Origin of the sequence: Leifsonia xyli subsp. cynodontis DSM 46306, from assembly GCF_000470775.1 — a bacterium.
Taxonomy (GTDB): domain Bacteria; phylum Actinomycetota; class Actinomycetes; order Actinomycetales; family Microbacteriaceae; genus Leifsonia; species Leifsonia cynodontis.
On sequence record NC_022438.1, the window covers coordinates 2,263,723 to 2,284,570 of the forward strand.

A 20,848-nucleotide genomic window follows, 5' to 3' on the forward strand; every position below is an offset into this window, starting at 1 on the left:
GATCACTGCTCCGTTTCGGTGAGGGTCAGCACGAGAGGGGTTCCGGAGGCCGGTTCCGGCGCCGGGGGCAGGGCGGCGGGAAGCGCAGCAGGGGGAAGCACAGCGGGCGCGGGCGGCGCCCCCGTGGTGGCCCGCGCCGTCTCCCGCCGTCGCGACGCCCGGAACACCCACAGCCGCAGCAGCGCGAAGCGCAGCAGCGTTGCGGCGAGGTTCGCCGCGGTCAGCACCAGCAGTTCAACCCGCGAGGAGGCCCCCGGCGCGAGCGTGTGAAGCAGCGCGAGGGAGCCGCCGGTGAGCGCCCAGGCGATGCCGAACACGATCAGCCCCTGGAACTGATGCCGCGCCATCCCGGGACATCCGCGCACGCCGAACGTGAAGCGGCGGTTCGCCCCGGTGTTGGCGACCGCGGTGATGAGCAGCGCCGCGAAGTTCGCAGTCTGTCCACCGACCAGGCCGGAGAGAAGCAGGTAGAGCACCGCGTAGGCCGCGGTCGAGAGCGCCCCGACGACCGCGAAGCGCACAACCTGGCCGAAGAAGCCCGGCTCCCGGGCCGGGGCGAAGGGGCGCCGCCCGAGTTCCACGTACACGGACTCCAGCGGCATGCGGCCCCGCGCGATGTTCGTGCCGACGCGCAGCATCCCTTTGAGGTCCTCGCGGGCCGTGCGCACGATGTCGACCGAACTGTGGGGGTCGTCGACCCAGTCCACCGGGATCTCGTGGATGCGCAAACCCGCCCTCTCGGCGAGGATGAGCAGTTCGGTGTCGAAGAACCAGCCGTCGTCCTCCACGAGGGACAGCAGCCGCTGGGCGGCCTCTCGGCGGATCGCCTTGAAGCCGCACTGCGCGTCACTGAACCCGACGGCCATGCTGCGGCGCAGCAGCAGGTTGTAGCTGCGGGAGATGAACTCGCGTTTGCCGCCGCGGGTGACCCGGGCGCTGCGGCCGAGCCGCGTCCCGATCGCGAGGTCGGAGTGCCCGGAGAGCAGCGGGGCCACCAGCGGCGGCAGGGCGGCGAGATCGGTGGAGAGATCCTCGTCCAGATAGACCAGCACCTCGGCCGGGGAAGAGCCCCACACCCCTTTCAGGGCGCGGCCCCGCCCTTTGAGGGGCAGATGCACCGCGGCCACCCGCGGCAGCTCGGCCGCGAGGGCGTCTGCAAGGGCGGGTGTCGCGTCGGTGCTGGCGTTGTCGGCGATCGTGATCCGCCAGCTCGCCTGGACCGCGCCGTTCAGGTAGGCGTGCAGCCGGCGGAGGGACGTCTCGAGCGTCGCCTGCTCGTTGTACACGGGCACGACGATGTCGAGCGCCAGGGATGGAGTGGATGAGTTCGACATGATCGCAACCCTGCCGACGGCGCATAATCGTGACCTGTCGTGGGCTGAGGTCTTTCCCCTGCGTTTCCCGCTGTGTTCCGATGCGTCTCCTGTGCTTTCTCTCTGCGCCGGGCCCTGCCTCGCCCTCGCGCCGGAATGCGCGGGGACGCTCTGCCGTTGTCAGGAGAAGACATCGTCCACCGCAAGGAGCATTCATGGCCACCGTCGAGCTGACCGCGCAGAACATCGAAACCCAGATCGCCGGGAACGGCATCGTTTTCGTCGACTTCTGGGCGGAGTGGTGCGGGCCCTGCCGCCAGTTCGGACCCGTCTTCGAGAGCACGTCCGAGCAGCACTCCGATGTCGTGTTCGGCAAGGTCGACACCGAAGCCGAGCAGGCCCTCGCAGCGTCGGCGCGGATCACGTCCATCCCGACGCTGATGGCCTTCCGCGACGGCCTCCTGGTGTTCTCCCAGCCGGGTGCGCTGCCCGCTCCGGCGCTGGAGGACCTCATCGGCCAGGTGAAGGCGCTCGACATGGACGCCGTGCGCGCGTCGATGGCGGAGGGGCAAGCGGCGCAGCCCCGAGCGTAGCGCCCCAGGACGAGCCCGACGCCCACCGCTCCCGCCCACCGGGGGCCCTTCTCCCGAGCAGGCGTCGCACACCACCCAGTGATCTCGCGATCGCACTCATTCAGACGCTGAGGCTGCCACCGGCCACGGATGGCCGGCCGATCCCCGGCCTAACATGACCTCGATCGCACAGGAGCTTTCGATGGGGAATGGGGTGTGTCGATGTCGTTCAATCCGATCAGAGGCCGATCCGGCCGGGCGGTGGCCGCCCTCGCGACCATGGCGGTCGCCGGCGTCGTCGCACTCGTGCCCCACGGTGTGCCGGGAGCCTCGGCGGCGGAGCCGGTGAGGGACATGGCCGGTGCCGTCCTCCAGTCCCCGCCCGAGCCGAGGGCCGCGATACCGCATCGCTCGTCGTCCCCGGACTCCGATCCGCTCGGCTACTGGACCGCCGACAGGATGCGGTCGGCGGTGAGGGCCGGGTCGCCGGCCGGCGCCCGTGCCGAAGCGACAGCCGGGAACTCCGCGTCCGGGCATCCGATGCAGACCGTCGGAAAGCTCTTCTACGTCGACGCGAACGGCCAGGACAGCTGGTGTACCGCAGCCGTGATCAACGGTTCGTCGCACAACCTGGTGGAGACCGCCGGACACTGCGTGTACACGTACGGGCGGGGCTGGAACACGAAGTTCGCTTTCGCTCCCGGATACGACAACGGCAGGGCGCCGTACCTGGTCTGGGACTACTCGCGGGCCTTCACCCTCTCAGCCTGGGCTCTGCACCAGGACGACGAGCACGACCAGGGGTTCGTCGCCTTCCAGCGGCGCCTGGTGTACACCCATCGACCGTACTGGGCCTACCTCACCGACTGGGTCGGCGGCAACACGCTGAGAACGGGCCTGGGCAACGATGTTAAGAAGGTGACGGTGGTCGGCTATCCGACCTACTGGCCCCTCACCGGGGAGAGCCAGGGCACCTGCACCGGCGACGCGGAGCCGTTCCCCGGCTTCACCGAGCACGCCACGGTGCTGCACGGGTGCCGGATGACCCCTGGCTCCTCCGGCGGCCCCTGGTTCAGCACGATGACGTCCGCCGATTCCGGAGAGGTGTTCGCCGTCACCACCCTGGGCAGGTTCCTCCTGCCCGACCCGTACGCTCTCGCGGTTCCGAACGATTGGGAGGTCTGGTGCATGTATCTCATCGCCAGCGCGCGAAGCTGACGAGGCCGGGAGGAAGACGCCCCGCGATCCGACCCCGCATCCCCGCCGCCCCTGTTCGGAAGAACTACTTGTACCCCCACCCTGTACCCCACTATTGTCGAGGGCAGAACCTCCCAGCGGGGGGATGCCGCACAATCGGGAGGGGGTGCTGCGTGACAACCCACGAGACGCCCATCGGCAACACGCCGAAGACAGGTCAGGCCATCCATCTGGTGCGCTGGATTCGCTCGGCGGACGGCTGGAGCAGCGAGACCGTGCTGTGTACCTACCTCGGCGGCACCCCTCAGCACTGGATCGTGGAGCAGCACGGCGAACGCGTCCGGCTGGAACGCCAGGAGTGGGCGCAATTCGCGTTCTGAGCTTGGCTGTCCGGCGACAGCGGCGGGTCGGCGCCCCGCACCCCGACGATCCAGGCGCCGGCTGAAGCGGGGGATGCGGGGGCCGGTCACCCCGATGTGCCCCGCTAGAGCGACGCCCGCCCCAGCGCCTGCTCGACATCCGCCAGCAGGTCTGCGATGTCCTCGATCCCGACCGACAGGCGGACCACATTGCCGGGCACGTCGAGTTCCGTACCGCGCACGGAGGCGTGGGTCATCTCGGCCGGATAGCCGATGAGGGACTCGACGCCGCCGAGCGACTCCGCGAGCTGGAAGACTTCGGTGGACTCGGCGAACCGGCGTGCCGTCGCGGCGCCGCCGGTGAGGGTGACGGAGAGCATCCCGCCGAAGCCGCTCATCTGGCGGGCGGCGAGAGCGTGGCCAGGATGCGTCGGCAGTCCGGGGTAATAGACGGCCTGGATGCCGGGGCGGCCGAGGAGGGCGTCTGCGATCGCCTGCGCGTTCTCGGTGTGGCGCTGCATGCGGACGGCGAGGGTCTTGATGCCGCGGATGGTGAGCCAGGCGTCCATCGGCGCGGAGACGGCCCCGGCGGCGAACTGGACGAACCGTGCTTTCTCGGCGAGCTCCTCGCCGGCGAAGACGAGCGCTCCGCCGATCACGTCGGAGTGACCGCCGAGGTACTTGGTGGTCGAGTGGACGACGACATCCGCGCCGAACGACAGCGGCTGCTGAAGCGCGGGCGAGGCGAAGGTGTTGTCCACGACGACGAGCGCACCGGCGCTGTGGCCGAGGGCGGCCAGGGCGGCCAGGGCGCTGATCTTCATGAGCGGGTTGCTCGGGGTCTCGATCCAGAGCAGGCGGGTACGGCCGGTCGCGAGGGCGACGCCCACAGCGTCCAGGTCGGTCAGGTCGACCGTGGTGTTGCGCACGTCCCAGGCGCCGTGGATGCGGTCGATCAGACGGTGCGTGCCGCCATAGACATCGTTGCCCAGGACGACATGGTCGCCGGGTCTGAGCACGGCGCGCAGCAGGGCGTCTTCGGCGGCGAGGCCGGAAGCGAAAGACAGCGCGGAGACGCCGCCTTCCAGGGAGGCGAGCAGCGACTGCAGGGAATCCCGGGTGGGGTTGGCGGCGCGGCCGTACTGGTAGCCACCGCGCAGACCGCCGATGCCGTCTTGGACGAAGGTCGAGGTCTGGTGGATCGGCGGAATGATCGCGCCCGTCGTCGGGTCGGGCTCCTGGCCGATGTGGATGGGGCGAGTGGAGAAACCGTGTGTCATCAGTTTTTTCCTGTGCTCTGTCGTCTTGCGGGGCTCTTCGCTGAGGAGAGGAGCCTCTGCCGCGGGAGCCCCGCCCCGTGCTGCCTCTTGCCAGCTCCACGATGGCCCCCCGCCGCAGCAGCTACCCGGCCCTCTCCGTCGCGTGGATGGTCTCCGCGTGCCTCACGGGGTCCACCGTAACAGGGCAGCTGAACAAGCGCGCGAACACTTCCCGCACCGCATTCTGCGCCTCCCACACACAGCGCACGGCTGTGGCGCCGCAGCCGCGGAAGCGCCCGCCTAGGCTGCCACCATGCGTATCCTCGGGGTCGACCTGGCGCGCGGTGTGGCGCTGCTGGCCATGTTCGTCGCACACACGGCACCGCTCACGAGGGAGTCGCCCTTCCCGCTCAAGCTCCTGACCTTCTCAGACCACTTCGCGATGCCGCTGTTCGCGGTGATGATCGGGGTCTCGGCGGGTCTCGCGTCCCGGAACGCCCTCGCCGACGGCCAGAGAGCGTCGCAAAGCCGGTTCCGCAACGGGTTCGCCATCCGGGGGCTGCTGCTGATCGCCCTCGGCATCCTGGCCGGGTTCTTCGGGGCGCAGGTGTACCCGATCCTGCACTACTGCGGAGCCGTCTGCTTGCTGCTCTTGCCGTTCCTCTTCGTCCGCGCACGCTGGCTCGCGGGAGCGACCGTCGCGGCCGCGGTCGTCAGTTCCGCGCTGATGCCGATCATCGCAGACGGGACCCTGGCGTTGTGGAGCATGCACGGAGCGCTCCTTCCGCGTCTGCTGACGATGGTCGCCGGGTTCTTCTTCTTCGATCCCGCCTACCGGGTCACCTCGGTTCTCGCCTTCGCCCTCGTCGGACTCGCGATCGCGCGCACCGGTTTCCGCACACGCGCCATGCTCACGACCGGAGCGGCCGGGGCCGCGCTCCTCGCGGCGGGTTTCGTCTCCGCTTCCCTCTTCGGCGTCGCGGTCTCCCCGCATTCCGGCACCCTGCCAGAACTCAGCGTCTCGACCGGGTGGGCGCTCATCGTCCTCGCCGTCTGCGCTCTGACGGGAGAGATCGCAGCCCGGCCGGGCTCGACCCTCGGCAGAGCCCTCTCCCCCGTCGCCGCCCTCGGTTCGATGACCCTGACCTTCTACATCGCCCAGCTGGCCGTTCTGGGCGTCTGGACCCGCTTCTTCTCACCGTCCGACGATCACTGGTGGATGCTCGCGCTCCTGAGCGGCGGTTCGCTCGCCGGGGCCGTCCTCTTCCGCCGCTTCCTGGGCGGCGGACCTCTGGAGCGGATGGTCGCCGTGATCGCCTACGGCGGTCGCCGCGCACGTCCAGCGTGAGGCCTCCCTCCTCGCAGAGCCTAGAATCTGACCATGCCCGTGTCCTCCCTCTCCGCCGTTGCCCAGGACTACCTGAAGGTCATCTGGTGCGCGACCGAGTGGGAGGGCGACCCCATCACCGTCAAGCAGCTGGCCGAGCGGATGGGCGTCCGGGCAGCGACGGCCTCCGACAGCATCCGCCGTCTCGCCGACCAGGGCCTGCTCGTACACGAGCCGTACGGCGGCATCGAACTCACCGACGCCGGCCGCCACGGCGCGGTCGCGATGGTCCGCCGGCACCGGCTGATCGAGACGTTCCTCGTGGAGGAGCTCGGCTACGGCTGGGATGAGGTCCACGACGAGGCCGAGGTGCTCGAACACGCGGTCTCCGACGAACTGGTCGACCGGATCGACCGGCGCCTCGGCTACCCGGCGCGCGACCCGCACGGAGACCCCATCCCGACCGCCGACGGCACAGCCCGCCGACCGGACGCAGAGCCCCTGCTCACGGCACGCACCGGCGTAGCACTCCAGATCGTCCGCATCTCGGACGCCGATCCCGCGATCCTCCGCTACCTCGGCGAGCGCGGCATCGGGCTGGATGCGGAGGTCACGGTGGACGAGCATCGGGAGTTCGCGGGGGATGTGACGGTCCGCCTCCACGGCGAGCCGATGGTTCTCGGCTCGGCAGCTGCGGGGGCGGTCTGGGTGACCACCCGCTAGAGGGGTCGCGGGAGCACGGGTCGGGCAGCCCCGTGCGCGCAATTCCATCCGGACCGCACTGAAGGAGCGGCCGTCTGCCCTACGGTGAACCGCGGCGCTCGATTCTCGCGTGTCCGACCCCCCATAAGGAGCCCCACCGTGACGTCTCAGCCTGCCCCCGGAACGCCGCAGCAGCCCGAGTCCGCCCAACCCGAGTCCAGCCAGCCCCAGCCGCTCCAGCCTCAGCAGGCAGTGCCGCCCCGGCAGCCGGCCACCCACCTCGCCTCCTCAATCGTCTCCACCGCGCTGTTCTGGCCGGTCGGCATCGCCGCAATCCTCAAGTCGGTCGCCGCGCGGCGCGCGCTCGCGGCCCAGGACCTCCCGGCGGCGACCGCGGCCGGCAAGAGCGCCCGCACCCTGGCGATCGTCGGCACCTGCATCGGGTCCGTGCTGTTGCTGGTCTCGGTCGTCATGACGATCGCGGTCACGACAGCCTCCCTCCATGCCGCCGAGAGCGAAGACGCCGTCTCGGACGCATCGATCGATGTCGAGGACCTCGACGTCGGCGACTGCCTGGCGCTCCCGGCCAGCGGCATCGCGAGCACCGTCGAACTCCTCGACTGCGCCGGGCCGCACACCGCCGAGGTCTTCCACACCTTCGAGATGGCCGGCGCCGCCGCGTTCCCCGGTGCCGAGGCCGTGAAGCAGGCGGCCAGCGAAGCCTGCACCGGCGAAGCGTTCGCGCAGTACATCGGAGCGGAGACCGACGCTTCGGGCTACTCGATCAACTACTTCGGCCCGACGTCCGCCTCCTGGTCGATGCAGAATCGCGGCATCACCTGCTTCCTCGTCTCCGCGGAAGAGGGCGGCGAGCTCACCGGTTCCGCCCGCGGCTAGGCGTCGATCAGCGCCGCGAGCGCCCGGTCCGGCGCCAGCCCGGCGACGGCGCCAGCCCGGCGACGGCGCCAGCCCGGCGACGGCGCCAGCCCGGCGACGGCGCCAGCCCGGCGACGGCGCCAGCCCGGCGACGGCGCCAGCCCCACCGGACGGTCGTCCGTCCGGTGGGGCTGGCGCCCCGTCAGGTGTCGAGCAGTGAACCTTCGATCTGCTCCCAGTACAGCCGCGCGTAGACGCCCCCGGCTTCCAGCAGTTGCCGGTGGTTCCCCCGCTCCACGATCCGACCGCGGTCGACGACGAAGATGATGTCGGCCGCGACGATGGTGGAGAGGCGGTGAGCGATCGCGATGGTCGTGCGGCCGCGCGAAGCCGTGTCCAACGCCTGCTGCACCACGCGCTCCGAAATGCTGTCGAGCGCACTGGTCGCCTCGTCCAGGATCAGAACGGCGGGGTCCTTGAGCAGGACGCGCGCGATGGCGATCCGCTGCTTCTCGCCTCCCGAGAGCCGGTAGCCGCGTTCGCCGACCACCGTCTCGTAGCCGTCTGGGAAACCGACGATGGTGTCGTGGATGTTCGCCCGCCGCGCCGCCGACTCCACTTCCTCCGGCGTCGCCTCGGGCCGGGCGTAGCGCAGGTTCTCGGCGATGGTCGCGTGGAACAGATAGGTTTCCTGGCTGACCACGCCGATGTGCGAGACGAGCGACTCCTGCTGGAGCGCGCGCAGGTCTGTGCCGCCGAACAGGATGCGGCCGCTCGTGGTGTCGTAGAACCGCGGGATGAGGTACGACACAGTGGTCTTCCCCGCCCCGCTCGGACCGACGAACGCCGCGAACTCGCCCGGCTGGATCACGAACGAGACGTCGTCGAGCGTGTTCCGCTCCCCGTCCCGCGCATCCGGGTAGCGGAAGGCGACGCGGTCGAACTCGATCCGCCCGAGTTCGCGCTCGGAGTCGACCGGCACCGCATCCGGCCGGTCCACGATGGCCGGCTTGAGGTCGAGGTATTCGAAGATCCTCGCGAACAGCGCACCCGACGTCTGGAGGTCGAGCGCCACCCGCATGAGGGCGAGCAGCGGGAAGAGCAGCCGCGCCTGCACGGTCGTGAACGCCACGATCGTGCCCGCGGTGATGTCGGTCGCACCGCCGAGCACCAGCCAGCCCGAGACGAGGTAAACGATCGCGGGGATGGACGAGAGGAAGATGTTCACCATCGCGAAGAACCACTGGCCGCTCATCGCCTGCGAGACCTGCAAGCGGATCTGGGTGCGGTTCTCGTCGGAGTAGCGCTCGACTTCGGCGCGCTGCCGGGTGAAGCTCTTCGCGAGCAGGATGCCCGACACGCTCAGCGTCTCCTGTGTGATCGCGGTCATGTCCGACAGCGACTCCTGCGTCTTCGTCGCGATCCGCGCCCGCGCCTGCCCGACCCGCCGCTGCGCGATCACCAGAATGGGCATGAGGATCACGGCCACGATCGTCAGCTGCCCGTTGAGGAGCAGCATCGCGACCAGCGCGGCGATCACCGTGACCGTGTTGCCCAGGACGCTCGACACCGTGTTCGTGAGGACGTTCGCGACCCCGCCGACATCGTTCTGCAACCGCGACTGGATGATGCCCGTCTTGGTCTTCGTGAAGAAGCTCAGCTCCATCGACTGCAGGTGCGAGAACAGCCGCACCTGGAGCGCCCCCATCACCCTGTTGCCGACCGCCGAGGTCAGATACGTCTGCGCGACCCCCAGCAGCGCCGAGGAGACGAACACCACGATCATCAGCGCCACGATCTCGATCAGCGTCGGCAGGTCCGGCTTCCCCGCCTTCGGGAACAGACCATCGTCGAAGGCCCGCTGCGTCAGCAGCGGCGGGATCACCGACAGCGCGGCGCCGATCAGCACCAGCGCCATCATCAGCACGATCGCGGCCCGGTGCGGCGCGAAAAGCGCCATGATCCGCCGGAACAGATGCGGGATGCGGGGCGCTGTCGCGTTCAGTGCCTTCTGCGCTTCGGCGTCCCCGCCGCTGACGCGCGACCGCATCCCACCGCCGCCGATTCCACGCATCCCACTCATGAGTTCAGGGTAACTCGCCGGGCCGTCCTCCCCGCCACCGCCGCAACGCGACGACGCCGGCGGAAAAGGAGGAGTCATCGCACAGAGTCCGCGCGAACTCCTCCCTTTCCCGCGAAACAGCCGCGTCCTCGCCGGCCTCCAGGTCATCCTGGAGGACGTCTACGAGGCGGCGAAGGTGGACGGCGCGAGCACCGGGCAGCGCTTCTGGCGGGTGACCCTCCCGCTGCTCAAACCGGCGCTCATGGTCGCGATCCTGTTCCGCGTGCTCGACGCTCTGCGCATCTACGACCTGCCGCAGATCCTCACCGGCGGCGGAGGCGGCACCGGGTACGCGACGACGACGCTGTCGATTCTCGTCGTCGATCAGATCCGGCAGGGCTTCAACAGCGCGGCCGCCCTCTCGACCATCACATTCATCATCGTCTTCCTGGTGGCCTTCGTCTTCGTGCGGTTCCTCGGCACGAATGTGGTCAGGACACAGGAGGCGCAGCAGAAAGGAGCGAAGGGATGACCGCCGTCGCCGGCCCCCGGGCCTCCACCTCCCCTCCGGAGGCGAACGCACACCCCCGACCGCAGACGAAGAGCCGCACGAGGCAGCGGCGCCGGAGCGCCGGAGCGCCGGCGTCCGCACCGGCGTCCAGGCCCTCGCGATCGTCCTCTGGTGCCTCCTCCCGTTCTACTGGATGGTCGTCACCTCGTTCCGCGACGTCGGCTACACGAACGACAACACCCCGTGGATCGCCCACTTCACGTGGGACAACTACGTGACGGCTCTCTCCACCAACCTGGGCAAACACCTGGGACAAGCGCTGCTGAACTCGCTTTTCATCGGCCTCTGCGTCACGGTCATCTCGCTGGTCGTCGGCATTTTCGCCTCCTACGCGCTCGCACGGCTGGACTTCCGGTTCAAGGGCATCGTCCTCGGCGTCATCCTCGCCGCCTCGATGTTCCCGGGGGTCGCGCTCATCACGCCGCTGTTCCAGCTCTTCACGAACATCGGCTGGATGGGAACTTACCAGGCGCTGATCATCCCGGAGATCTCGTTCGCGCTGCCGCTGACCGTCTACACGCTCACCTCGTTCTTCCGCGAGATGCCCTGGGACCTGGAGGAGGCCGCCCGGATCGACGGCTGCTCGCAAGCGCAGGCGTTCCGGAAGATCATCCTGCCGCTGGCCGCGCCCGCGGTGTTCACCACCGCCATTCTGGCGTTCATCTCCTCGTGGAACGAGTTCCTGATCTCCAGCCAGCTGTCCAGCGACGCGACGCAGCCGGTCACGGTCGCCATCGCCTCGTTCACCGGCAGCCAGCCGCACCAGGAGCCGTACACGGCGGTCATGGCGGCCGGCACGATCGTGACCGTCCCGCTCATCATCCTGGTGCTGATCTTCCAGCGCCGGATCGTCGCGGGCCTCACGGCCGGCGGCGTGAAGGGCTGAGCGGATGCACTTCTGGCGCCCGCTGGAACTCGTCGACGTCGGACTCGGCTTCGTCGGGTTCTTCGGGTTTGCGTTCTTCGTGGTCACCGCCGTCTGCGAGCTGACCGGTCAGCCCGCCCTCGGCTGGGCGCTCACGACGCTCACGCTCGCGGTCGCCTTCATCGCGCTGTTGCAGGCGCGCCGCCGCATCACGACAACGCGACTGCCCGCGCAGTCGCGTCCGGAGCGGGACGCCTGAGCGGTCATGACCGGCATCGAGGAGGTCGCCCGGGCGACCGGTGTCTCCACAGCGACGGTCTCCCGGGCGCTGCGGGGGCTCCCGAACGTGTCCGACAAGACCCGCGACGCCGTGCGCCGGGCGGCGGACGAGCTCGGCTACGTCGCATCGTCCAGCGCGTCGGGACTGGCGAGCGGGCGCACGCTCGCTCTGGGCGTGGTCGTCCCCTCGGTCAGCCGGTGGTTCTACGCGCAGGTGCTGGAGGGCGTGGATGCCGAACTCCGGGCGGCCAGCTACGACATGATCCTCTTCAATCTGGGCGCGCACCGCGGCAACCGCGAGCGGGTGTTCCACCGCAGCATTCTGCGCAAGCGCACCGACGCGCTCCTCGCGCTCTGCCTGGACTTCACTCCCGATGAGCGCAAGCAGCTCGCCTCTCTGGGCCATCCGACCATCGTGGTCGGCGGCTCGGTGATGGGGCTGCGCAGCATCGGCATCGACGAGCGATCGACCGCCCGCCGGGCCACGGAGCACCTCATCGGTCTCGGGCACACGCAGATCGCCCACCTCGGCGGCGAGGACGAGGAGGGGCTCAACAGCAACGTCCCACTGAGCCGGCTGCGCGGCTTCGAGCAGGCGATGACGGTGGCGGGGCTGCCCGTGCGGCCGGAGTGGGTCGTCCCGGGCGGCTTCTCGCTTCCGCGAGCACGCGCCAGCATGAGCCGGCTGCTCGACCGGCCCGGTCCGCGACCGACGGCGGTCTTCGCCAGCTCGGACGAGATGGCGATCGGCGCCATCCTCGCCGCGGGCGACCGCGGGCTGCGCGTTCCGGAGGACCTGTCGGTCATCGGGATCGACGACCACGACTTCGCTGCGTGCTTCGGTCTGACGACGATGGCACAGAACCCGTTCGAGCAGGGTGCGACGGCCACACGGATGCTGCTCAAGGAACTCGGCGGTGGGGAGCCGCGTACACGCTCGGTGAGCGCGGCGGCGACGCTCGTCGTCCGCAGCTCCACCGCTCCCCCGCACTGACACACGGAATCTTCAGACGATCTCCGTCAAATCAGCCATCATGCACCGCAGAACGCTCACGTTTTGGAATAATAGGTCCGTTGGCCGCTGGCCGATCGCGCCTTTCGGGTAGGCACGATCGCCAGCCGACGGCCGCCCGTTGCCGAACTCTTGAGCTCCGGAATGCGAAGAGCCGCCCTGACTAGGACAGGGCGGCTCTTCGCATCGTGCGGGCTGCGCGTTCAGCCGGCGTCGGCCAGCGCCAGCACTTCGGCTTCCTGGTCCGCCGACTCCTGCGGTGCGTCCACCCGCTTCAGGTGCTTGTGTCCCAGCACGATGAGAGCGACCGCGATGAGCACAGACACGCCACCGGCGAAGAACGGCATCGCCGGGCTGATCGTGTCGGCCAGCAGCGTCGCCGCCGGTGGGGCGATGGCTCCGCCGAGGAACCGCACGCCCGAGTATGCGCTCGACGCGACCGGGCGGGGCAGGTCCGTCGCCTCCATCACGCACTCGATGAGCACGGTGTTCAGGATGCCGAGCAGCAGACCGCCGACGATGACACAGACGATCAGCGCGACCAGCGACGAGCTGAAGATCCCCGCGGCGATCAGATCGAGCGCGAGCAGCGGCATCACCGTCCAGAGCACTCGTGTGCGCGGGATGCGCGCGGTGAGCAGCGGCGCCACCCAGACCGACGTGACGGCGAGCGAGACGCCCCAGCCGAAGAAGACCAGGCCGAGCGCGATCGCGGATTCGACGCCGAGCGGCACCAGGGCGAACGGCGTGTAGGCCAGGAGCACGAAGAAGCCGATGTTGTAGAACAGCGCCGCAGCGGCCAGGAAGCCGAGGGCCGGGATGGCCAGCGCGCGGAACGGAGCGGAGAGCTTCGTCGGGGAGGGGCTGCTCGGGGTTCTTCTTCAGCAGCACGATGATCGCGACGAAGCCGATCGCCATCAGCGTGGCGGTTACGAAGAACGGCCCGCGCCAGCTCCAGCTGCCGAGCAGCCCGCCGAGCAGCGCCGTTGGACGCCGTCACGGCCGCCCTGGCGCTGCGGGCAGCGGGACCGGCCCCGCGCATCCTCGTGCAGGGGGCGACGGGGGCGGTCGGTGCGCTGGCCGTGCAGTTCGCGCTGCGCGAGGGCCGGATGGTGGTCGGAACGGCATCCCGAACCGACAGCTCCGCCATCCCGATCGTGGACTACCGCGCCGAGGGCTGGCCCGCCGCCGTGCGCGCAGCCGCGGGCGGTGCGGTGGATGCGGCGATCGACCACACAGGATCGGTGCGCGCCGGCGAGGCGCTCGCGGCGGAGGGCGTCCTCGTCCACACCGCTTGGGCCGGACGACCCGGGCACGAGCGCGCGGACGCGCTGCGCGGCGCGGTGGACGCACTGCGCAAGCGGAGGGAGCGCGTGGTCTCCGTCCCGGCGTTCGTGCGGTTCGCGGACGTACACTATCGCCGTCTGCTGGCGGGACTGCTCGCCGATGCCGCGGAGGGCCGGCTGCGCGCGCCGGAGCCGGTCCAGTATCCCTTCGATGAGCTGTGGAGCGCCTACCGCACGGCCGCACGGCGGGAGCCAGGGCGCAAGACGGTGCTCAGGATGCCGGGCGCGGCTGAGTGACCGGCCTAGGTGTGTTTCTCAGGGACGTTGGTCAATCTGCTGATGGGTGGCTGGCTGCCGATGGCGGTGTGGGGCCTGTGGTGATTGTAGGAGTGCAGCCAGGCCGGGAGTGCGTTGCGGCGGGCTGATTCGGAGTTGTAGTGCCGGGCGTATGCCCAGCCGTCGGCGAGGGTGCGGTGGAAGCGTTCGATCTTGCCGTTCGTCTGCGGATGGTAGGGCCGGGTGCGTTTCGGTTGGATGCTGAGCTCGGCGCAAGCGTCGCGCCAGGCGTATGAGCGGTATGCGGAGCCGTTGTCGGAGAGCACCTGTTCGACGGTGACGCCACGGCTGGCGAACCAGCCGACCGCTCGACGCAGAACAGCGATTGCAGTGGCGGCGGTTTCGTCGTCGTGGATCTCGGCGTAAGCGACACGGGAGTGATCGTCGATGACGGTATGAACGAACGCTGTGCCGGTGATCATGTCGCCGGTGATCCCGTGTTTCCCGGTCCGCTTCGCGGTGATGGCCTTGTTCCGCTCTCCCTGGAGACGTCCGACGTAGCGCCAGCCGCCACCGTCGGGGATGTTGCCGAGTTTCTTGATGTCGACGTGGATCATCGATCCGGGATGCTCGTGCTCGTAGCGGCGGGCGGGTTCGCCGGTGCGGACGTCGACGTGGCTGGGCCGATTGATCCGGCACCGGGAGAGGACCGTGTGAACGGTCGAGGCGGGCATGCCGAGCTGGGCGCCGATACCGACTGGTCCCAGCCGCTTCTTCCACCGCAGATGCACGACCTTGCGGACCAGTCTTCGCGGGGTCTTGTTCGGGCTGTGATGCGGCCGTGACGAACGGTCCAGCATTCCCGCCTCGCCCATCTCCACGTAACGACGAGCCCATCGGTCCGCGGTGCGTCAGGACACTCGGAAGTAGGTCGCCGCCGCAGCAACGGACCAGCCGTCGTCGACGACTTGGCGGGCCAGGCGGAGGCATTCGCGAGGAGTCAAAGCAGCATTAGCGTGGGTCACGAGGACCTCCTAAGTCATCGAGTGCAGGGAAACTAGACAGCCCCACTCTCGACCGGGAGGTCCTCACCCATCTATCGCGTCACACCTCAACCAACGTCCCTGAGCAGCACAACCTAGCCCGCACCGACGATCGTCGCCAGCGCGGTCGAGATGAACAGAGCGTTCCCCAGGCCCCAGCCGGAACGGAAACCGATGATCGACTCCACATTCTGCGAGAGACCGGCAGCGAGCGTGAACGCGACGATCAGAGCGAGGCCGATCAGCAGCGTGCGTTTGGCGCCGATGCGGCTGGAGATCCAGCTCGTGAAGAACATGGCGAGGCCCGTGATGAGCAGGTAGCTCGTGAAGAGCATCTCGGTCTCGGTCGGTGTGGCCTTCAGGCTCGCCGCGATGGCGGGGAGGATCGGGTCGACCAGGCCGATGCCCATGAAGGCGATGACCGACGCGAACGCGACGGCCCAGACGGCTGTGGGCTGTTTGAGGATGGTGTCGGGCTTCTCGTGGGACATGAAGGGCAGTGGCTCCTGAGGATTCGGAAAAAAGGGGACGGGGATGCGGCGCCGGGCCGTTAGCGCCCCGAGACGGCCGCGCCGGCCGCCGTCGAGAGCTCGACCCGCGAAACGATGACCTCGACTGTGCGGCGCAGGGCGGCCAGCTCGTCGACGCTGAGGTCGGCGAACATCGGGACCAGCGCGGCGGAGAGGGCGTCCCGCCAGTCCTGCAGCGCATCGGCGCCCTTCGACGTGATCGCGATCTGCCAGGCGCGGGCGTCGTCGGTGTCGGCGATGCGCTTGACCCATTCCGCCTCGACGAGGTTGCGGACGAGTTTGGTCATCGTCGGCTGCGAGACCCGGCTCTGGGCGGCCAGCTCGCCGAGCCGCAGCGGGCCGGTGGTCTGGAGGACGCTGAGCGTGCGCCAGGTCGCGGGGGACTCGGCGCTGCCTGTGGCACGGGCCGCGAGGCGGGTGAGCCGGTGGCTCGCGACGACGAGGTCGCCCAGGGTCTGCCGCAGGGCGGCGTTGTCGGTCTCGGTGATGATCGTCTCGGCCACGACATCCACTATATATAGCTAGTCTATATAAATCAAGCGCTCGGACCGGCGCTGAGCCGCCAGCAAAGCCCGAAGCGCCGGCGACAGTGCGATGCGCGCCCACACACCGAGCACGCGGCAGGCGCGACCGGGCGCTCGGTGGACGAGCGTTCCGCGCTACCCGGGTTAAACACGCGAGGGCGTCGCCCCCGTGACGGGAGCGACGCCCTCTATACCGTGGAACGCCCTCTGGGTGTGAGGAGTCCGCGTCGTGTGGCCATCAGCCTGCGGTAGAAGAGCCCCGGATGGGGCGCCGACTACTTGAGGACGATGGTGGCGCCAGCCTCTTCGAGCTTGGCCTTCGCATTGTCGGCGGTCTCCTTGTTGGCGCCTTCGAGCACGACGGTGCCCGCGCCGCCGTCGACAAGGGCCTTCGCCTCACCGAGGCCGAGGTTGGTGAGAGCGCGGACCTCTTTGATGATCTGGATCTTCTTACCGAGATCGATGGCCTCGAAGACGATGTCGAACGAGTCCTTCTCCTCCGCCTCCTCGGCAGCGGCGCCGGCGCCACCGGCGGCGGGGGCCGCGGCGACGGCGACGGGGGCCGCGGCGGTGACCTCGAAGGTCTCCTCGAACTTCTTCACGAATTCGCTGAGCTCGATCAGGGTGAGGTCCTTGAACGCCTCGAGCAGCTCGTCAGTCGACAGCTTTGCCATGATTTTCTCCTTAGTGTGTGTGGTTACTCACCGCGTGCGGGACCCGAGGGCCCTGATCCTCGAAGGATCTACGCAGCGGACTCCTGCTTCTCGCGCAGCGCGTCGACCGTGCGAACGGCCTGCGACAGCGGCGCGTTGAACAGATATGCGGCTCCGAACAGCGAGGCCTTGAAGGCGCCGGCCAGCTTGGCCAGCAGAACCTCACGGGACTCGAGATCGGCGAGCTTGCCTACCTCTTCGGCAGTCAGCGGGTTACCGTCGAAGTAACCGCTCTTGACCACCAGCAGAGGGTTTGCCTTGGCGAAGTCACGCAGCGACTTCGCGACGGCGACCGGGTCGCCATGCACGAAGGCGATCGCGGACGGACCGACGAGATCCTCGTCGAACGACGAGATGCCCTTCTTGTTGGCCGCGATCTTGGTCAGCGTGTTCTTCACCACGGCGTACGTTGCGTGCTCACTGATGGACGTGCGCAGCGTCTTGAGCTGAGCGACAGTGAGACCGCGGTACTCGGTCAGCAGAACGGCGGTCGAGCTGTCGAACAGGTTCTCCAGCTCGGCGACCGTAGCTTCCTTGTTCGCCATGGCCTACTCCTCTAATCTTCTTCGTCGCACACCGCGGGAGCGATGTGCGCCTCGACCGCGGGCAAAAGAAAAAGCTCCGGCGCAGGGCACGGAGCTGGCGACGCAGAGAACTGCGAGACTTGCTTCTTTACCTGCGCAGGCCCCCACCGAAATGGGTCTTCGGTCGTGCAAGCACGACAACCAGCGGTCTTTGGCTCCGACCAGGGTACGGGATGGGCGGGCGGATGCGCAAATCACCCCGCCTGCTGCGTCCGCCGCAGGAACGCGGCGATGTCGTCGGCGAACCTCGGATGCAGCGGGACGCCGCCGTGCGTCCGGTCCCGGTAGACGATGTGCGTGGCGCGTGGCATCCTCACCGCCGTCTCGCGACCGAGGTCGGCCGGGTAGAACACATCCCGCCCGCCGGAGAGGATGAGCGTCGGGGCACCGACCCGACCCAAACGGTCCCGGACATCGAACCCGTCTTCTGCGCGCAGGATCGTCAAGAGGCTCTCGATGTCATCGGGCGCGGGAAGAAGCCTCGTCGCCGCTCGCACCAGCGGGTCCAGGCGCCGAGACGACATCGTCGCGCTCGCCAGCTCCGCCGCAGCCCGGTGGCCCCCCGCCGCCAGCATCGCCGCGTACCGGCGCTGCACGGCCCGGCCCCGCGGACTGAGGCATCCGGCGCCCGCGGCGACGACCAGGCTGTCCACGAGCTCGGGATGGTCGGCCGCGAGCTGTAGGGCGACGCTCGCGCCCGTCGACATCCCCATCAGGGAGACCGGCCCGTCGAAACGCCTCCGCACGACGTTGGCGTACACCTCGGCGAGCCGCGACATGTCCGCATCCAGCGGCAGCGACATCGGGCGTCCGACCGCGTAGACGGAGCGTTCGCGCGTCGGCCCGCGCAGCACCCACCGCTCGAGCGCCCGTCCGAAACCGCGCGGCTGGCGGCTCTCAGCGGGAAGAGCGCGGATATAGAGGAGAGGTGGAGCGGAGGACGAACCATACTCCGTCGCGACCACGAGCGTCGGTGTCATGGCGCGTCCCCCGCCCCCGGCTCGGTCTCCGGAGCCATCTGGTTTGCGGCTGCGTCTTCTGTTGCGGCTCCGGCATCGGCTCCGTCCGCCGTCGCCTGCTCGGCGGCGCGCGCCAGCGGCAACCGCACCGTGAACACGGTGTCACCCGGCCGGCTCTGCACAGACACCGTCCCGTCGTGCGCCACCACGACGGCCTGGACGATCGCCAGCCCCAGGCCCGTCGAGCCCGTCGTCCGGGCCCGCGAGCTATCGCCGCGTGCGAACCGCTCGAACAGCGTGGATTGCAGCCCCTCCGGGATGCCGGGACCGTCGTCCGCGATGGTCACAACGGCCTGCCCGGCCTCCGCATCCACCGTCAGCGACGCCACGACCTTCGTCCCCTCCGGTGTGTGCAGGCGCGCGTTCGCCAACAGGTTCGCCACGACCTCATGCAGCCGCTGCGCGTCGCCCGGCGCGTCGACGGGCTCCTCCGGCAGGAGGATGCTCCAGGCGTGGCCGGGCCCGGCGGCGTGGGCGTCGCTCAGCGCGTCCACGAGCAGCAGTGAGAGATCGACGGGGTCCCGGTCGAGCTCGCGGCCCTCGTCCAGGCGGGCGAGGAGGAGGAGGTCCTCGACGAGCGAGGTCATCCGGGTTGCCTCCGACTCGATGCGGCCGAGCGAATGGGTGACATCGCGCGGCAGCTCGTGCGGGGAGCGGCGGGTCAGCTCGGCGTACCCGCGGATGGACGCCAGCGGCGTGCGCAGCTCGTGACTCGCGTCGGCGACGAACTGGCGCACCTTCAGCTCGCTCGCCTGCCGGGCGGTCAGGGCCGACGCGACGTGCCCCAGCATCCGGTTGAGGGCCGCGCCGACTTTGCCCACCTCGGTGTGCGCGTCGGTGTCCTCCTCGGGGACACGGACGGAGAGCGCCACATCGCCGCGGTCGAGCGGCATGTGCGCCACCTGCTCGGCCGTCCCCGCGACACGCTCCAGCGGGCGCATGGCCAGGCGGATCACGAAGCTCGCGAGGAGAAAGGCGAAGACGATCCCGGAGAGGGCGACCAGGACGATGACGAACGTCAGCCGGCCCACGGTCGCCTGCACATCGCTGAGCGGCAGGCCGATGATCACGGAGTCGCCGTTCTCGAGCGGGTACGCGGCGACGCGGTAGTCGCCGTAGGCGGAGCCGAAGTCGATCGTGCGCGGATTGGCGTCCGCGGGCAGAGAGCGGAGCTGATCGCCCGGGATGAGCCCGACGACCCGCGGCTCCGCCGGGTGGTTGTCGGAGCTGCCGGCCGGACGGTCGGTGAGGATGACCGGGAAGAGGAACTGGTTCCCGCTGCGAATGGTGCCGAACGTCCCCGTCGGCTGGCCGGGGACGGCGACGATGCGGATGCCCTCGGGCCCGGTCGGCGACACGCCGAACAGGCTGTCGGCGGTGTGCGCACCCCGGGAGAGCGCGCTCGTGAGCTGCCCGTCGAGGCGCTGCATCAGGTAGGTCTTCAGCGCGAGGACGCTGACCGTCCCGATCACCGCGCCGAGAACCGCGAGCATCGCGACGACGACGAGAACCACCCGGCTGCGGAGGGTCCACGAACGGAATGGACGGATGTTCGCGAACCAGCCGCGCACACGGCCGGCTCTCGGGGCGCCTGCCGAGCGGGCAGCGGTCATTGCACGGCCTTCACCATATAACCGGCTCCGCGGACGGTGTGGATCATCGGGGTGCGCCCCGCGTCGATCTTCTTGCGCAGGTACGAGATGTACAGCTCGACCACACTGGAGGACCCCCCGAAGTCGTAGCTCCACACCCGGTCGAGGATCTGCGCCTTGCTGAGCACGCGCCGCGGATTCCGCATGAGGAAGCGCAGCAGTTCGAACTCGGTGGCCGTCAGCTGGATCGGCTCGCCGTCGCGATGCACCTCGTAGCTGTCCTCATCCAGCACGAGGTCGCCCACGACGAGAACAGGGTCGTCCTGATCGGCGACCGCGGCGCGTGACCGGCGCAGCAGGCCGCGGAGGCGGGCGACCAGCTCCTCCAGGCTGAACGGTTTCGTGACGTAGTCGTCTCCTCCGGCGGTGAGACCGGCGATGCGGTCGTCCAGCGAGTCTTTCGCGGTGAGGAAGAGGACGGGAGCCTCATTGCCGTCGGCGCGCATCCGGGAAAGCACCTGCAAGCCGTCGATGTCGGGGAGCATGATGTCCAGAACCACGACATCCGGCCTGAACTCGCGGGAGAGCTGGAGAGCCTGCTGACCGTTCGAGGCGGTCTTCACCTCCCAGTCCTCATAGTGGAGGGCCATGGCGAGCAGATCCGTCAGCGTGGACTCATCATCGACGACCAGGACGCGGATGGAACTGCCGTCCGCGCGGCGCAGAAGGGTTCGGGGCTGAGTGGAGGGGCCGGAGGCGGCTCGGGTATTGGTGGTCACCTTTCTCATTATCAAGAGAGGCCTTGACGGTGTCTCTGAGGAAACCATGGACATCCTGAGAAGCCTCCGCTCGGCAGAACCATAGGTTCGCCACAGCGTTCCGAAAAC

General features: G+C 69.3%; 20 protein-coding genes and 3 pseudogenes. 11 read left to right on the forward strand and 12 right to left on the reverse strand.

Features of this window, described 5'->3' with window-relative positions:
• Positions 1–2: 2 nt before the first annotated feature.
• Positions 3–1,334 carry a glycosyltransferase gene (locus O159_RS10890; RefSeq protein ID WP_021755839.1) on the reverse strand — a complete coding sequence of 444 codons (1,332 nt, stop codon included), beginning with the start codon at positions 1,332–1,334 and terminating at the stop codon, positions 3–5.
• Positions 1,335–1,528: 194 nt separating this feature from the next.
• Between O159_RS10890 and trxA the strand changes: the two genes are divergently transcribed.
• The 3 genes from trxA (at position 1,529) to O159_RS10905 (ending at position 3,462) form a co-directional block, all read left to right on the forward strand.
• Entirely contained in the window at positions 1,529–1,906 is a 378-nt protein-coding gene (gene trxA / locus O159_RS10895; RefSeq protein WP_021755840.1) for a thioredoxin, read from the forward strand.
• A gap of 240 nt (positions 1,907–2,146) precedes the next feature.
• Entirely contained in the window at positions 2,147–3,103 is a 957-nt protein-coding gene (locus tag O159_RS10900) for a trypsin-like serine peptidase (protein ID WP_144267665.1), read from the forward strand.
• A 152-nt stretch (positions 3,104–3,255) separates the two neighbouring features.
• Positions 3,256–3,462, forward strand: a complete 207-nt coding sequence (locus O159_RS10905; protein ID WP_021755842.1) for a hypothetical protein — start codon at positions 3,256–3,258, stop codon at positions 3,460–3,462.
• A gap of 104 nt (positions 3,463–3,566) precedes the next feature.
• Here O159_RS10905 and O159_RS10910 read toward each other — a convergent pair whose 3' ends face one another.
• On the reverse strand, positions 3,567–4,724 hold the full coding sequence (locus O159_RS10910; protein WP_269078391.1) for a cystathionine gamma-synthase: 1,158 nt from the start codon (positions 4,722–4,724) through the stop codon (positions 3,567–3,569).
• Positions 4,725–5,013: 289 nt separating this feature from the next.
• Here O159_RS10910 and O159_RS10915 point away from each other — a divergent pair, with 289 nt between their 5' ends.
• From O159_RS10915 to O159_RS13410, 3 genes are all read left to right on the forward strand, one after another.
• Positions 5,014–6,048, forward strand: a complete 1,035-nt coding sequence (locus O159_RS10915; RefSeq protein ID WP_021755844.1) for an acyltransferase family protein — start codon at positions 5,014–5,016, stop codon at positions 6,046–6,048.
• A gap of 33 nt (positions 6,049–6,081) precedes the next feature.
• Entirely contained in the window at positions 6,082–6,750 is a 669-nt protein-coding gene (locus tag O159_RS10920; protein WP_021755845.1) for a metal-dependent transcriptional regulator, read from the forward strand.
• Between the two features lie 138 nt (positions 6,751–6,888).
• Positions 6,889–7,626 carry a CD225/dispanin family protein gene (locus O159_RS13410; protein ID WP_169725693.1) on the forward strand — a complete coding sequence of 246 codons (738 nt, stop codon included), beginning with the start codon at positions 6,889–6,891 and terminating at the stop codon, positions 7,624–7,626.
• A 181-nt stretch (positions 7,627–7,807) separates the two neighbouring features.
• On the opposite strand, the gene O159_RS10930 is transcribed toward O159_RS13410, so the two are convergent.
• Positions 7,808–9,688, reverse strand: coding sequence for an ABC transporter ATP-binding protein (locus O159_RS10930; RefSeq protein ID WP_043993716.1), 1,881 nt, complete (start codon positions 9,686–9,688; stop codon positions 7,808–7,810).
• A gap of 124 nt (positions 9,689–9,812) precedes the next feature.
• Between O159_RS10930 and O159_RS10935 the strand changes: the two are divergent.
• From O159_RS10935 to O159_RS10950, 4 genes and pseudogenes are all read left to right on the forward strand, one after another.
• Positions 9,813–10,199 (forward strand): annotated as a pseudogene (locus O159_RS10935) (carbohydrate ABC transporter permease); the annotation flags it as partial.
• Positions 10,153–11,124, forward strand: coding sequence for a carbohydrate ABC transporter permease (locus O159_RS10940; RefSeq protein WP_236609475.1), 972 nt, complete (start codon positions 10,153–10,155; stop codon positions 11,122–11,124). The pseudogene O159_RS10935 and the gene O159_RS10940, both read left to right, overlap by 47 nt.
• A gap of 4 nt (positions 11,125–11,128) precedes the next feature.
• Positions 11,129–11,362: a hypothetical protein gene (locus O159_RS10945; protein ID WP_021755850.1), complete on the forward strand. Its 234-nt coding sequence runs from the start codon at positions 11,129–11,131 to the stop codon at positions 11,360–11,362.
• Between the two features lie 6 nt (positions 11,363–11,368).
• Positions 11,369–12,376 carry a LacI family DNA-binding transcriptional regulator gene (locus O159_RS10950; RefSeq protein ID WP_021755851.1) on the forward strand — a complete coding sequence of 336 codons (1,008 nt, stop codon included), beginning with the start codon at positions 11,369–11,371 and terminating at the stop codon, positions 12,374–12,376.
• A 221-nt stretch (positions 12,377–12,597) separates the two neighbouring features.
• Here O159_RS10950 and O159_RS10955 read toward each other — a convergent pair whose 3' ends face one another.
• On the reverse strand, positions 12,598–13,158 hold the full coding sequence (locus tag O159_RS10955) for an MFS transporter (protein WP_021755852.1): 561 nt from the start codon (positions 13,156–13,158) through the stop codon (positions 12,598–12,600).
• A gap of 222 nt (positions 13,159–13,380) precedes the next feature.
• On the opposite strand from O159_RS10955, the gene O159_RS10960 reads away from it, so the two are divergent.
• A complete protein-coding gene (locus O159_RS10960) occupies positions 13,381–13,977 on the forward strand; it encodes an MDR/zinc-dependent alcohol dehydrogenase-like family protein (protein ID WP_021755853.1) in 597 nt (198 codons plus the stop codon).
• Between the two features lie 5 nt (positions 13,978–13,982).
• Here the strand turns inward: O159_RS10960 and O159_RS10965 are convergent.
• The 8 genes and pseudogenes from O159_RS10965 to O159_RS11000 all read right to left on the reverse strand — a co-directional run bounded on the left by O159_RS10965 (position 13,983) and on the right by O159_RS11000 (position 20,749).
• Positions 13,983–14,981, reverse strand: a pseudogene (locus O159_RS10965) (IS481 family transposase).
• 119 nt (positions 14,982–15,100) lie between these two features.
• A pseudogene (locus O159_RS10970) lies at positions 15,101–15,490 on the reverse strand (MFS transporter); the annotation flags it as partial.
• A 59-nt stretch (positions 15,491–15,549) separates the two neighbouring features.
• Positions 15,550–16,032 carry a MarR family winged helix-turn-helix transcriptional regulator gene (locus O159_RS10975; RefSeq protein ID WP_236609476.1) on the reverse strand — a complete coding sequence of 161 codons (483 nt, stop codon included), beginning with the start codon at positions 16,030–16,032 and terminating at the stop codon, positions 15,550–15,552.
• 296 nt (positions 16,033–16,328) lie between these two features.
• The gene (rplL, locus tag O159_RS10980) at positions 16,329–16,727 is read right to left on the reverse strand and encodes a 50S ribosomal protein L7/L12 (protein ID WP_021755856.1); all 399 of its coding nucleotides are present in this window, start codon (positions 16,725–16,727) and stop codon (positions 16,329–16,331) included.
• Between the two features lie 68 nt (positions 16,728–16,795).
• On the reverse strand, positions 16,796–17,311 hold the full coding sequence (gene rplJ / locus O159_RS10985; protein ID WP_021755857.1) for a 50S ribosomal protein L10: 516 nt from the start codon (positions 17,309–17,311) through the stop codon (positions 16,796–16,798).
• 233 nt (positions 17,312–17,544) lie between these two features.
• Positions 17,545–18,330: an alpha/beta fold hydrolase gene (locus O159_RS10990; RefSeq protein WP_021755859.1), complete on the reverse strand. Its 786-nt coding sequence runs from the start codon at positions 18,328–18,330 to the stop codon at positions 17,545–17,547.
• A complete protein-coding gene (locus tag O159_RS10995; RefSeq protein WP_021755860.1) occupies positions 18,327–19,982 on the reverse strand; it encodes a sensor histidine kinase in 1,656 nt (551 codons plus the stop codon). Before O159_RS10995 ends, O159_RS10990 begins: the two co-directional genes overlap by 4 nt.
• Positions 19,979–20,749, reverse strand: coding sequence for a response regulator transcription factor (locus O159_RS11000; RefSeq protein ID WP_043993719.1), 771 nt, complete (start codon positions 20,747–20,749; stop codon positions 19,979–19,981). Before O159_RS11000 ends, O159_RS10995 begins: the two co-directional genes overlap by 4 nt.
• Positions 20,750–20,848 lie beyond the last annotated feature (99 nt).

Excerpts from the sequence above, each read along its gene's own strand:
- O159_RS10995 (WP_021755860.1), bottom strand. The coding sequence starts at position 19,982 with ATGACCGCTGCCCGCTCGGCAGGCGCCCCGAGAGCCGGCCGTGTGCGC.
- O159_RS10940 (WP_236609475.1), top strand. The coding sequence starts at position 10,153 with ATGTGGTCAGGACACAGGAGGCGCAGCAGAAAGGAGCGAAGGGATGAC.
- O159_RS10930 (WP_043993716.1), bottom strand. The coding sequence starts at position 9,688 with ATGAGTGGGATGCGTGGAATCGGCGGCGGTGGGATGCGGTCGCGCGTC.
- O159_RS10890 (WP_021755839.1), bottom strand. The coding sequence starts at position 1,334 with ATGTCGAACTCATCCACTCCATCCCTGGCGCTCGACATCGTCGTGCCC.
- O159_RS10950 (WP_021755851.1), top strand. The coding sequence starts at position 11,369 with ATGACCGGCATCGAGGAGGTCGCCCGGGCGACCGGTGTCTCCACAGCG.
- O159_RS11000 (WP_043993719.1), bottom strand. The coding sequence starts at position 20,749 with ATGAGAAAGGTGACCACCAATACCCGAGCCGCCTCCGGCCCCTCCACT.
- rplJ (WP_021755857.1), bottom strand. The coding sequence starts at position 17,311 with ATGGCGAACAAGGAAGCTACGGTCGCCGAGCTGGAGAACCTGTTCGAC.
- O159_RS10990 (WP_021755859.1), bottom strand. The coding sequence starts at position 18,330 with ATGACACCGACGCTCGTGGTCGCGACGGAGTATGGTTCGTCCTCCGCT.
- O159_RS10920 (WP_021755845.1), top strand. The coding sequence starts at position 6,082 with ATGCCCGTGTCCTCCCTCTCCGCCGTTGCCCAGGACTACCTGAAGGTC.
- O159_RS10945 (WP_021755850.1), top strand. The coding sequence starts at position 11,129 with ATGCACTTCTGGCGCCCGCTGGAACTCGTCGACGTCGGACTCGGCTTC.
- trxA (WP_021755840.1), top strand. The coding sequence starts at position 1,529 with ATGGCCACCGTCGAGCTGACCGCGCAGAACATCGAAACCCAGATCGCC.
- O159_RS10915 (WP_021755844.1), top strand. The coding sequence starts at position 5,014 with ATGCGTATCCTCGGGGTCGACCTGGCGCGCGGTGTGGCGCTGCTGGCC.
- rplL (WP_021755856.1), bottom strand. The coding sequence starts at position 16,727 with ATGGCAAAGCTGTCGACTGACGAGCTGCTCGAGGCGTTCAAGGACCTC.